Below are 12324 nucleotides of genomic sequence, written 5' to 3'. Positions count from 1 at the left end.
CGTTCGCGACTGGTTCTATCGCTTCCAGTCTGGCACTTGATGCCGAAGACGGAGAGGAGTCCATCTCATTGCTATGGGTCGCAAGCGGACCTTACTGCTGTTCCAAATTCCAGCCCAAGAACTGGTTCAGTCCCGGCTTAACCCTCTTTACAGTGCTTCTGCCCAGCGGCAAGCACCACCTTACTTGGCAGGTAACCCCGAACGCCGCATACGCTCGCGGCGCCGTCCATGTGATATGCCAGGGAATAGCCTCCCGAGCCCCTTCGAATCTCTACCGTCGCATAGTCTTTGGGGTCATGAAAGCCGTCGGTGTCCTTGATGGAAATCGTCGTGATCCCAGCATTTGAAGTCCACTCGGACTTCAAGAACCGCGAAGCAGCTTGCGCATCCCGAGAAGCCTCCAAGTCACAATCACCGTCCCCGCTTTGGACAGCACTTTCGAGTCGAAAACCCGTGACAGTCGCGCCATCCAAGTACAAGTGAAGCGCGTAATTCGCGCCCTCAGCACTTCCCTCGCATGACAACTCGGTTGCCTTAGCGAAGCACGAAAACGACAGCGGCAGGAGCGCGGCCAACGTCAGCCATAGCAAAGCAGGCTTGCCGGGTCCACTTGTGTATCGGTGTATTCGCACTTGCAACCTCGCTCATTCGCCCAATTGTCAGGACCAATCGTGCAGGAACTGTCCGCTACGGGTCGGGAGCGGACGCTTTTCGTCACGGGCTAATAGACTCGCCTTCGCCCATAGCCCGGCCACCAAGACTCAGGTTATCTGTCTCACCTGGCCGTTGAATCTGAAACGTTATCTGACCGATTCCACCCGTGCCGACAAAGTTGCTGGTGGCATGAAAGTGCTGATCCGGGTCGGCTCTGATCATTTGCAGTAAGGCAATGAGGCGATCGATATCTGAGGCAAAAAGGCTCACTTCGACCTCAGTCCAACCATTGTTCCAGTCTTCCAATGACGCGCGCATCGCCCTCTCCAAGCGGTCGATCTACAAGTTACCGATGTCCGCAATGGGTCGGAAGCGGACACGCGTCGCTCATGTACATTATTGGCTACGCCTAGTCACGTAGATAGAACGAGTAGCCCTTCAAATTTCGCTTGACGAAACCGGCAAGCAAGCCAACCGAATCCACGCTTTCCGTCGTCAATAATGGAACTGCGCCCTTATTGGCATCTGCATAGGGACCTCCAGGGCACCATTCTGACTGCACCGACTTCTTGGCCAGTAGTTCTGCTCGCGCACTGTTTTCAGCCTTGATGAATCGAGTCGCAAAGAACCCAATTGCAGGCTGCGCGTGGTCCTCAAGCACAATTGAGATGCCGCTACCTGAGAGCAGAACTCGAAAGTACGCCATAGATAATTGATCCTTCACAAAAAGATTGCGAACTTCCACCTCGCAGTACTCGAATACATTCGCGGCGTCGGAGGCATTTGCAATGTCCGCTCCGGGTCGGAAGAAGACATTAGCCTACCGGTGTCAAGTCATCAGGAAACTGGGATGCCCATTCCCTTTCGGCTTCGTCCACATCTCGGGCGCTTCGCCGCCAAGCCCTGTTGAGATGCGCGAACACGTGTCCTAGATCTATACGGAGCTCGGGCTCGCCATAGTCCGGTTCCTGCTCGAGGTCCTTTATCAGGTTTTCGAGATGCTCTCGAGCGTCCTCGAGTTCATACACGAACGAGGCCCACTCGACCGGCTGAAGCTTCTTATCGATCATCAGGCACCAGTTCCATCTTGTGACACCTAGTTTTGTGATGTCCGCTGTGGGTCGGAAGCGGGCATCGCAGCAGAACTCGTCAAAACGCGGCCGGCCGATAGTTTGATTTGCTTAGCGTGGCGCGCGTCTTACCTCGTCGAGCGCTTTTCCTACGCCAACGCGAAGGATGTTTGCGCTTAAGCGCTTCGCTTCCTGTATCTGCGCTCCATTCATCGACCGGCCGATCAGGTCGCGTTGTCCGGTGGCCTTGAGGCGAATGTGCTCGTCCACAACGGCGGCGGCATCTGCAAGGGCATAAGCCGATACGTCGTTCGCCGCGGCGCCGTTTCCATCGTAGTAGAGCGCCGAAAGGTTGAGTATGGCATTGGCATTTCCCGAGTCGCCGGCTGCCCTGAATAGCGCTTCGGCGTGGAGGTAATCTACCGGGGCCCCCTCGCCGTTGACGTACATCGTTCCAAGACTGTTGACGGCGTCGACATTGCCACGTGCCGCTGCCATGGAATACAGAAACATTGCCTTTGTGTAGTCTTTCTCAACACCACGCCCGTCGTAGTACATGCTTGCGAGGTAATCAGCGGCTGCCGCATCCCCACCATCGACCGCCATGCGATACCAGCGTGCTGCCGCACTCGGGTCCTGAGAAACGCCTTTTCCCCATTCGGTGATTCGACCGAGATGCCGCTGTGCCTCGACATTGCCTTTATTGGCAGCCTCGGTACGCAACTGGACGGCCCTATTCAAGTCGATAGCTACGCCTTCGCCATCTTCATACAGAATGGCTAGGTTGTTCATGGCCATGTTGTTTCCCTGTGCGGCCGCCTCACCGTACCAGTACGCTGCCTGTTTCTTGTCCTCGACGATGCCTCGGCCATCGTCGTACATGAGCCCGAGGTTGTATTCGGCCATCGCGTATCCTTGCTTTGCCGACCTCAAGTACAACTCTGCGGCTTTCGCTTGATCGGCAGGAACGACCCTACCGTGCTCGTACATTCGCCCCAGGTTGTATTCCGCTTTGGCATGGCCCATATCTGCAGCCTTGCGATAGAGAGCAACGGCACGTGGCAAGTCCGCATCAATACCGGAACCCTCTTCCAGATCAGCAGCGAAGGCATTGATTCCGTCGGCGTACCCCTGCGCCGCCGATTGTGCGAAGAGCTGGTCGGCACGAGATTTATCCACTTCGACGCCTTGACCATCCTCATACATCAGGCCCAGCCGGTATTGCGCCTCAGCGTTGCCTTTTGCCGCCAACGGCTCAAAGACTGCTTTTGCCGCGGTGAATTCTCCCGACTTATACGATTGCTCACCGTCCTTCAGTTGACCTGAAGTTGAGCACGCGGCAAGAAGCAGAACAATTCCACACATCGACAATTGTTGTACCGATCTATCCACACTCCCCCCTCAGGCCGGCCCGTCGGACCTACCAAGCAATTAATGTCTAAAAACTCAACCTGGTACCGTTATTCTTCGATTGAACTGTCCGCTGCGGGTCGAACGCGGAGCTTACGACTCATCTTGAACTGGCTGCTGGATCTCACCTTGGCAATCCGAGTTCCACCCCTTCCCACTGACAAAGGGCAGCACCTTTGCTTCAATGCGGCTCCTTGGCTCGCAAGCTCAGTCCGTTTTTGCTGGCGTGCCATCGTGCGCTGAATGGATCTGCGCTTGACTAACAAGCACCTTGTCATTGGCGAGCGTTCTAAGCTTCTCCAGGAACTGGGCGTCTTTGACCTGAAGCCCGCCGACGATTTTTCCTTCACCTTCATTGATTATCGCGGCAACGATCAATCCACCTGCTAGGCCACCTGCCGCCCCTACGCCAGCAGCGTGCCCATAGCTCATGCCATGGCCTGCGAGGCTGCGACCAACTACACCACCCGCCGCTCCGCCCAGCGCCCCGGCCTCTGCGAAGGCCAACAGGCTGACGCCTGATGTGGCTGGGTCTTTCACAAAGATGGCAGTCGAACAATTTGCACCTTCCGGCGGCACCTCGGCCGGCGCCGCTTCTGTGGAGGCATATCGATAAAGTCGGACGGGCTCATTTGGATCGTTGGGAATATAGAACCCGCCATCTGATGTGGTTGGCTGACCAGGAAAGCCAACACCTTTTTCCCCGGTGAGTGACACGCCTCCCGGTGGGGCACGATAAAAAGTCCCCTTCGCGTCTACCTTCTCCGACCAGTAGGGACCTCTCTCCAATCTAGTGGTCCACTTATGATCGAGGCCATAGGTGCCAGTAGACGACATTGGCTCCGTTAGATCTATACAAGTGATTCCCGTCGGAGCCTTCAGACGATTTGGATCCGTTCCGCACCCGGAGATGATGGTGGCGATAGAAAGTATGGTTGCAGGCACGATGAAACGGCACCGCAAAGCAGGGCCTCGCACAATTACGACGTTCATGGCTTCCCCTGTAGTTGGCCCCTTGCCCCTGACACAGATCTTACGCACCGCAGTCAAGTACTCAAGCAGGACCTGATGTCAGTGGCGTCTCACGCCTCCCTCGATGTATCCAAATGGCCTTGCTGGAAATCGTGCCCTTTTGGTCGGAAGCAGACACTTACCTTCTGTTAGCCGCCTAATGCTTCCAGCTCTTCAGCCCACATTGATCCTTCGGCAAGTGCTTGGGGATCTCGCCCCTCCAAGAGCCTCCGCATCGCGGTCGTCGACTCCGAGGTTACGGCTCCGTCTAGAAAGCCATCTGGCCCACCGGCCGCCAGGGCATCTGCAACCATCTGCCGATAGCACAGAAGAACCTCAGACATCGTCCGAACGTCCTTATTGATGTAGCAAGGGCGGAATCCAGCATCATGGTTCAAGTAGTAGACCGCGCCCGCCGGGCCAACTGCGATCGAATCCCCCGAGCCATTTGAGCCAATAACGTAATAGCCGTGGAAATCGGCGTCTTCCAATCGCCAGATCTGAGCGACAGTAGGGAGCACTCCGACCTTTGGCTGGGCGAAATCGAGGAAGGGGGCGACGGATGCGGGGAGACCGACCTCGCCTAGAAAGGCCTTTGCCTCAGCGGGAACTGGTAAACCTTCAAAGACTGCCGAAGAGAAGATCACCAACCGTTCCCCGGCTTCTCTCCAGGCCTCCATAAGCTGATACGGCTCCATCCATCTCACCCCTTGCATCCAGTTGCGTAGCAAAGTGCCACGCTCGCCTTAGGTCCGCTATGGGTCGGAAGCGGACATTGCTGTTGCGTCGGATATCAAAACGTCACAGGTGGCGTTGTGCTGTGCATGCCACCTATGTTCTGGGGAAGCGCGTAGCCGGAATTCTCGCCCAGATCAGCGACCACACCGCGAATTTCCTTGTGATCATCCGAAATGACGTAATTCAAGACGTATACGTGTCTTGGCTTCATTTCCGAAACGTCCACATCCTCAACGCCCACATACTTCAGGGTCAACGACATGAACTGTTGGACGCGCAGGTGAAATGTGTGGTGGCCGGGTAGAACTCTAACCCAAACTGGACACCCTTCCATGACGCAGTCAGTGTTCTGGCCATCCACGGAAGTGATTTGAACCAAGGCTCCTGGATTAACCCCAATGGTAGAAAAGACAGATGTGTCTGAAAGCGCGTGCCCCTTATCGCTATACACGATCTGTGGCTTGGCGCTCGAGACGCATCCAGTCAATCCTAGAAAAAGAAACGAGGCTCCGAAGAGCACCAGAACAAGTTGTTTCATTAAAGCTTCCCTTGGCTCGTTACATCGCGATCAACTGTTCATAAAGTCAGGTCCGCTATGGGTCGGAAGCAGACAACCTACGCGCCCTAGATTGAGCCAATCATCCGTTGGGATTCATCGGAATCGGAATGCGGACATAACTGTCCACCGCTACACCACCCTTAATAGACGGGTTGAAATGCATGCGACGAACCGCTTCGAGAGCTATGTCGTCTAACTCCTTGTGCCCAGAGCTCGTCTCTATATTGGCGGTCAGGACATCTCCCGTCGCTGCGACATGCGCCATGATGGTCGTTGTCCCCGAAAGATAGACGCCGCTGGCGTCTCTGGGCCAGGGAACCGAGTACATCCGGGATGCCAGCGAGGTGTTCTGATAATGCTGCGGGATAGAAAGTATCTTGGTGCTAGCGGTGCCTGTTGGCACCTTAGCCGGCTGCGAGGCACAGCCAACCAAGGCCAACGAGGCCAAGAACAGTAAGCGCTTCATCAAATTCCCCCTGTCTTCTTCTGCGACCCTGTTGTGGCAGCTCGCGGCCAGTGCGGTATCGTGGTCTACCAGGAAGTTCCGGTGTCCGCTCCGGGTCGAAAGCGGACATCCTGGCCTCTCTCAATAGCGGCCGCCACGGTTAGCTAGAAGGTACTAAGCATTACTTGTCCTTCTCTGCACGCTTAAGATCTTTCAATTCATCCATCGCAATGACACTCGGAACGCGTTCCAGTTTTGTCGTAACGTACGCCCCGTTTTGAACCTGAGATACGCGAAGGTAATACGTTTCGCCACCTACGGCAGGTCCAGAGACGGTGACACGCTTGGCATCTGGGTACTGGAAGTCATACCACCGCGTCGCCGACACAGTGACATTGCCAGCAGGAACGTACGCGGAAGTGTAGGAGTTGCTCGGAAGTATTCCGGTTATCACTCCATTGACTTCGATTCTCATCGGCACGGCCCTACCGTAGGGCGCATTGATTCGATAGAGGTAAATTAGAGATTGGTCATCGCTGGGGGCCGCACTTGGCTTATACAACGGACCGCTCGCCATACATGCCGTCATCCCAAGTAGAGGCAACGAGCAAAGCACTTGGAGTGCGCGGCGCGCTATTCCCCGTGCCCTGAAACTCCACGGCTTGTGTCGAAAGTAGCTAAGAAAATCAGGCAGGCTGCGCGCCCACTGCCCAACGCTAACATTCACTTGTTCCATGATTTCCCCTATTTTTTGGCATAGTCGGCGGCTTTGTGGTGAGAGCACATAAGCTCCGCGTTGCGTCGAAGGCGGACGTTTGTCCAAGGGCTACTGCGTGCCGTCCAACGATTTCGGCTGGGTGAGCTGCCCCCAGGCCGACCGAGGGGACGGTAGCCCAGTCCTGGGCGACACCCACGTCTGTTGACTCGCCCAGTTACGTCGCGAGTCCATCACGACGGGAACTCGTACATAGCCATCGACTGGAACACCATTGCGCTTGGCAGGCGTGAAGTGCCACCGGTGCACGGCTTCGGCGGCAGCCATATCAAGCGCTGGACTTCCCGATGTGGATTCAACACGAATCCTGTCAACTGTGCCGGCGGCATTGATGAGCGCCAGGACAATGGTCTCACCCGACTGCAACGACCCGTCGGCGCCCTTGGGCCAGGGAACGGAGTAGGGCTTCACGTCCGCGTTTGCTTCATCCCAGGGAGGCGTAATGGTGAGCATTCTGGGCGTGGTGTGCGACACCGGACTCGTCGCGCAGCCACACAAAAATGCAAGCATCGCTGTCAGAACCATTGACCGCATGGAGACTCTCCCGTTTGTTGACTATGACAACGCGACCGGCATTACCTCTAGACAGCACAACATAACGCCCTGGAATACTGGCCGATATCTGCACCACGCCGGGTGTTAGTTGGTCTGAGGCTTCTGAGGCTGGACGGTGGGGAAAGCGTAGACCTTGGGTGTTGGCGTCGTGTGAGGGACCGTGTCAGTACAAACACGGCAAGCGAACGGACTGTCACCAAAGGCGGGATACGCTGCGACGAAGGCCTGATGGGCGTGGTCAGAACTGATTGGTTGCGGCCGGATTTGCCAGCGCATTTCATTGACGCCGGAACTCCCCTGGACCAGAAATTTGCCAAGGAACGTGACGGCACCCGCTTCAACCGTGAATGGGGCGGAGATGTAAGGATTGGTGACAAGCGACTTGGTGAATCGCTCCTTGGTGAGGGTCGCGAATGTCTCCCACTCCGATACCGTGTAATGCCCGGCCGGAAGCTTGATGGCGACCACCTGATCCGGGATGTCCTTGGGCAGCAATGTGTTGTCGCCAAACGACATCACGAATTCCTTACCGGTGTCTGTGTTTTGCAATATGAAGGCCACGTCGGTGGTTTTCTCTCTGGCGAAGCTTCCCGCCACCAACCCGAACGCACCGTCCGGTTTGACGTCGTGCTTTTCAATCGGCGTTACGCCCACAACAACACATCCAGACAACGTCACTACGAGCGCGGCGACAGCGGCGCGACTCAACGTCCTCATAAAGAAACCCCTGTTTCCTGTTGGAATTGAATTGGGACAGCGCGTCGATCAAGAATTTTGGTAAGGCCCTCGGGCTCCGGTACTTCCAACCGCTGTACTTTCTTTGCTTCGGTGGTGACGAGGCGATCTCGTTCGGCACATGTGGTGTGTGTCGCGATGGCAGTGGCCACGTCGGATCAAAGGCCAGTCGAGGCAGCTCAGAAGGTCGCCTGGAAGTCGCCGCTCTTGGTGGACGTCCCCCAAGGGAGGTGCTCGGTGAAGTTGCTGTGCTCACCCAGGTCCTTGACCTGCATGCTGTACGTTTCACCGTGGTCTTCTATCCACGCCACATAGACGTGGCGCGGCTGCATGTCGGGCACGTGCAATGTCCGCGTGGCGAAACGGCCCACCTTGCCGTAGATAACGTCGAACGTGTGATCGCCAGGGAGGACACGCACCCAAACGGGTTCGGTCAAGCTCATGCTGAGCCCTTTCATCGACTTTCCGTCCACTCTTTCCACGGACCCGGAAAGCCATTTGCCATCGTCCGTCTTCTGGGTAGATTGCACTGCGAAGACCGCCGTATCCGCTTGTGGATGGGCTTTGTCACGATACGCGATGGCTGGTTCGTTCAGGGTCATACAGCCGCCAAGCAGAAGCAGCGTCAAGCTGGTTGCCAGGCCCAGGTAATTCCGCATTGACCTCTCCTCAAATATCGAAAACCGCCGTTGGCTCGTCGATGCACTGCAGTCGACGAGGCCATAACTATCTGCATTTCCCCTACCAGCTAGCGATCCAGTGTTGCTCGCTCGAAGTCGCCGGCAGCTGGCCAGACAGCCAGGCGCCAACTCTCGATTCTTGGTTGCAAGTTCGATCACAAGGTCTGCGCACGGGCCGAACATGCGCGGCCCGTACGCAACTCCGTCTACTTTCCAAACTGGCCAGAACGTCAGATGCCGAATCGATACTCGAACGTTCCCGAGAGCAGATACGGGTTGTTCGTGCCCGTCAGGATGCCCTTGGCCTTGGCTTCGTAGCGATCAAAATTGAGGCCCAGGCTCAGGCTTCGATTGAAGTTGTAACCGACGCCTGCACCGACATACAGATTGGTATCGTGGGCGGTGAAGTCCCCCGAATACCCATCCACCGTCAACTTGCTATTGGAGAAGAAGGCACCAAGGCGCGCGCTGACGAACCAATGCTGCGCAAAGTTGAGCTTGCCATTGGCGCCGATGGTCCAACCTGACACATGAAGCTTCAGGTTGTAGGGATAGCCGTTGATGAGATATCCCTTGGCCTCGGGCTTGCCGAGGTCAACGTAACCGGTTTCCAGACCCCAGGTGTCATTCCAGCGATAGCCTATGTTGAAGCCATACCCGGTGTCGTTGTGCTTTGTCAGGCCAGAAATGTCGGCGTGCGAGGTACCGACGCTGCCATTGACGAAGATATCGCTGCTTCCACCCTGCGTGGCGTGACTGGCGATAGGTGCCGACATCATTGCAAGACCCATCGGTACCGTAAGTAGCAGTTTACGCATGATTCCTTCCATCCAAGTTAGTGACATTGGGCAACACAGGTCATTGCCAGACCGTATTGCCCCTTCCTATGAGCTTTCGCTCTCCCACTTTCGCGCGGCTCGGTATCGACCGAAGGCGGAAAATTCTGCAAGGTGGCCGGCGGGAAAATTGACCATCGTGTGCACTCCGGCCGCCGTTCGACGCATCGGTTGTCTGGTCTGATTCAGCGCGGCGATGGTCCGCCAAGGCCTTCCTTGCTGACGCCGGAATACTGCTGTTCGATAGTGAAGCTAACCAGATCACCATCGTGAAAGGTCTGGCTTTCACTCACCGGATACACGTCGTACCGCTTCCCTGCCTCGACACGAATGTGAAGAGGGACAGCATCTCGCGTATTGCCGTTATACATAACGACGCGAAGCATCAGCACATGCTCACCAGGCGTTACCCGGGTTGCCACAACCTGAGTTACGTAACTCCAGTTCCTGAATTCCGGCAGAGACTCGCCGTCGATGGACAGGATCCGGGTTGCAGGCCGCGTCTCGATGATCGCCGCCTCACTGTCGCTCAAGTTCTTGGCTTGAGTCGTCGATCGAGACTTTGTTACGACGCTCGTTGAACAGCTCGCCAGAAGTGCGCAGGCGAGCACAAGAGCGATCCCTTTCACGGCTTCCCTGGTTCTGCCAAACATGGATTTCCCCTGATTTCGTCATGAATGACTTCAGTCGCGACCGTCCCTATCGACACCTCCCCCGGGTCGATAGCAAACGTCCTTCAATCTTCCTGGCACTCGGTGTCGGCGATGCTTCCAACCAGCAGCCTTTCAGTCCATGTGCTCGGACGAACGTCCGTCGATCCTTTAAATGGGTGAGGGTGACGCCCAAGTCGTGCTCAGCCCAGGTATGGCACTAGTGGTAAAGCATCCGCTGTTCGTCCGCGAGAATGAGAGCGACTTCCTGCAACAGGGCGTCGTCGCGCGAAGGAGTGGTAGCCAGGGCCGAGGCTGCATCGCGAAGCACTTTGCGTTGCGCCAGGCCCAACGGCCACCGATCGACAGGCAAATCGACGGCGTTTCCGTCCGTTGGAAACCGGGCCATTCGCTCATCATGGGCTCGCTGCAGTTGAGGCATGATCCTGGACAACTCCAGCATCGGCACGGCGGGTGACGTTCCGATAGATTCGAACGTCATCAAAGGCGGCCCTGGCATGTGCGCGATGGCCGCATTGAAAGGCATGACGATATCCGGCGTTACACCATGTCCGGTGAGGTTGTCGCCACTGGCACGAAAAGCAGTGGCCACCGTAAGCTTGAGCGAACCGTGCGTTGAACTCGCATGCGTGTGGTCCAGGTGGCTAAGGTCGACCACGCTGGCCATGTTGCACATGCCCTGCGTCGTGCGGCCAAGCACCAGCGCACGCCGGTTGTCCTGCAGCCCGGCAGCGACCATTTCCGCGGCACCCGCGCTGCCGCTATCAACCAGCACGGCCAGCGGCCCGGTCCATACCGGCTCCGTGACGTCTCCCTGCATGAGCTCCAGGCCCTGGGATTTCCTCAGGCGCCACAGCGGGCGTTGGCCAACAAACAGACTGCCAACGTCGGCGGCTTCCTGACTTGCGCCGCCGCCATTGCCCCTCAAGTCGAGCACGACACCTTGCGCCCCGGACTCCTTTGCCTTCAGCAGGAGGTCTTTTACATCGCGCGCGGCGCTTTGGTAGTCAGGTCTATGGAGGTACCTTGCCTGGTAATCCTCGTAGAACGTAGTCAACGAGATGACCGCTACATGGGCTTTGTCAGCGTCACCCAGTGAGATGTCCCTGAGGGCCGGCTTGCCTTCATCGAGCAAGTCTCCCTGTTTGAGCGTCACATGTTTGAGCGGACCGCCCGGCGCGACTCCCTGCTCGCGTAGCGTGAAGTGCAGCGCCGCGTTGGCGGCATCGGGGCTACTTAGCAGGGCCAACGTTTCGGCCAGGCTCCAGCCATCCAAAAAGATTGTTGAGCCTTGGTCGATTGCTACGGAAACGACTCTGTCGCCAGGGTGGATGCTGTTGGCGAAACGCTGGGTCACCCGCGACGACAGCTCACTCACCTGCGGTCCATCGGCATCCTGTTTCAACGCAAGACCCAGCCGGGGCAGGTAGCCATCGCGCCTGTCATCGTGAGCCATGTATCGGCTCCCTTCGGCACCAGCCAGGGCATACGCGTCCAGGAACCGCGCGAGCACGTCTTGCGTGTCCCCACGCTGCAGATGTGTCTGAAATGATTGGTAGCGCGCTGCCAGCGTCGCGCGAATGGCCGCGTCACTCAGTCCATCGAGCTTGAGTTCTAACCAGTCACTGTTGACGATCTTCCGCCAGCGCTCGTCGAGATCATGATTGGAGAGAAACGCCTCCTCGCGTGGCTGGGTCGTCGGCAGAGTCTCCCGCGTATCCAGGTCAAAACCTTTTTGCAGCAGGTCGATGGCGCGACGCACGCGCTCTTCCACCCTGGCAGCGTGTCGTTGCGCAATAGCCTCGGGAACACTGGTGTCGTCGGACCTCAAGCCCGCCGCGAGCTGCGCAGCCTGCAGCTGGAAACTGGTGATGTCTTCGGCGGTAAAGAACAAGCGCTCCGGATCAAGCTGACTTTCATAGACACGGAGCACTTTCGAGGAAAACGCCTCATTGGGAGCCTGGGGCACGTACTGGAACCGCTCGACGAGCCGGACCACGAGGCTATAGTCCGTCGGCGCCGCGCTACTGGCGTTTTCCGCCCTCGGCGCCAATGGCTTCACCTGATAACCGGCAGATGCGGGAACCTGCTGCGCACGAACGGCGAAAGCCGCCAGGCAACAAATCACAGCGCCGCACAAGGCGGTCTTGGTCGATCGATGCACGCCCCTTCCCCCATCGCGCGT

At 57.2% G+C, this 12324-nt stretch carries 14 protein-coding genes; all 14 read right to left on the bottom strand.

What is annotated here, in order from left to right; all coding sequences use genetic code 11:
• Positions 1-714: 714 nt before the first annotated feature.
• The 14 genes from AC0GUR_RS17835 to AC0GUR_RS17770 all read right to left on the bottom strand — a co-directional run bounded on the left by AC0GUR_RS17835 (position 715) and on the right by AC0GUR_RS17770 (position 12303).
• On the bottom strand, positions 715-972 hold the full coding sequence (locus AC0GUR_RS17835) for a hypothetical protein (RefSeq protein WP_472878847.1): 258 nt from the start codon (positions 970-972) through the stop codon (positions 715-717).
• Between the two features lie 91 nt (positions 973-1063).
• Positions 1064-1399, bottom strand: a complete 336-nt coding sequence (locus tag AC0GUR_RS17830; RefSeq protein WP_472878846.1) for a hypothetical protein — start codon at positions 1397-1399, stop codon at positions 1064-1066.
• Between the two features lie 70 nt (positions 1400-1469).
• Complete coding sequence (locus AC0GUR_RS17825) at positions 1470-1724, bottom strand: hypothetical protein (RefSeq protein ID WP_472878845.1); 255 nt, start codon at positions 1722-1724, stop codon at positions 1470-1472.
• A gap of 111 nt (positions 1725-1835) precedes the next feature.
• The gene (locus AC0GUR_RS17820) at positions 1836-3116 is read right to left on the bottom strand and encodes a tetratricopeptide repeat protein (RefSeq protein ID WP_472878844.1); all 1281 of its coding nucleotides are present in this window, start codon (positions 3114-3116) and stop codon (positions 1836-1838) included.
• Positions 3117-3341: 225 nt separating this feature from the next.
• The gene (locus AC0GUR_RS17815; protein ID WP_472878843.1) at positions 3342-4127 is read right to left on the bottom strand and encodes a hypothetical protein; all 786 of its coding nucleotides are present in this window, start codon (positions 4125-4127) and stop codon (positions 3342-3344) included.
• Positions 4128-4294: 167 nt separating this feature from the next.
• Positions 4295-4843 carry an SUKH-4 family immunity protein gene (locus tag AC0GUR_RS17810; RefSeq protein ID WP_472878842.1) on the bottom strand — a complete coding sequence of 183 codons (549 nt, stop codon included), beginning with the start codon at positions 4841-4843 and terminating at the stop codon, positions 4295-4297.
• Positions 4844-4938: 95 nt separating this feature from the next.
• On the bottom strand, positions 4939-5421 hold the full coding sequence (locus AC0GUR_RS17805) for a hypothetical protein (RefSeq protein WP_472878841.1): 483 nt from the start codon (positions 5419-5421) through the stop codon (positions 4939-4941).
• A gap of 100 nt (positions 5422-5521) precedes the next feature.
• The gene (locus AC0GUR_RS17800; protein ID WP_472878840.1) at positions 5522-5908 is read right to left on the bottom strand and encodes an energy transducer TonB; all 387 of its coding nucleotides are present in this window, start codon (positions 5906-5908) and stop codon (positions 5522-5524) included.
• Positions 5909-6713: 805 nt separating this feature from the next.
• Complete coding sequence (locus tag AC0GUR_RS17795; RefSeq protein ID WP_472878849.1) at positions 6714-7115, bottom strand: energy transducer TonB; 402 nt, start codon at positions 7113-7115, stop codon at positions 6714-6716.
• Positions 7116-7301: 186 nt separating this feature from the next.
• Positions 7302-7934 (bottom strand): hypothetical protein, encoded by a 633-nt coding sequence (locus AC0GUR_RS17790; RefSeq protein WP_472878839.1) that lies wholly within the window; start codon positions 7932-7934, stop codon positions 7302-7304.
• Positions 7935-8131: 197 nt separating this feature from the next.
• Positions 8132-8581 carry a hypothetical protein gene (locus tag AC0GUR_RS17785; RefSeq protein ID WP_472878838.1) on the bottom strand — a complete coding sequence of 150 codons (450 nt, stop codon included), beginning with the start codon at positions 8579-8581 and terminating at the stop codon, positions 8132-8134.
• A 281-nt stretch (positions 8582-8862) separates the two neighbouring features.
• Entirely contained in the window at positions 8863-9450 is a 588-nt protein-coding gene (locus tag AC0GUR_RS17780) for an outer membrane beta-barrel protein (RefSeq protein WP_472878837.1), read from the bottom strand.
• 203 nt (positions 9451-9653) lie between these two features.
• On the bottom strand, positions 9654-10121 hold the full coding sequence (locus AC0GUR_RS17775; protein ID WP_472878836.1) for a hypothetical protein: 468 nt from the start codon (positions 10119-10121) through the stop codon (positions 9654-9656).
• Between the two features lie 217 nt (positions 10122-10338).
• Positions 10339-12303: a S41 family peptidase gene (locus tag AC0GUR_RS17770; protein WP_472878835.1), complete on the bottom strand. Its 1965-nt coding sequence runs from the start codon at positions 12301-12303 to the stop codon at positions 10339-10341.
• Positions 12304-12324: the final 21 nt, after the last annotated feature.

This window comes from Dyella sp. PARNA 12/25 (assembly GCF_055702865.1).
The sequence above is the reverse complement of the archived record's forward strand: the minus strand, read 5'-3'. Positions and strand labels throughout refer to the sequence as shown.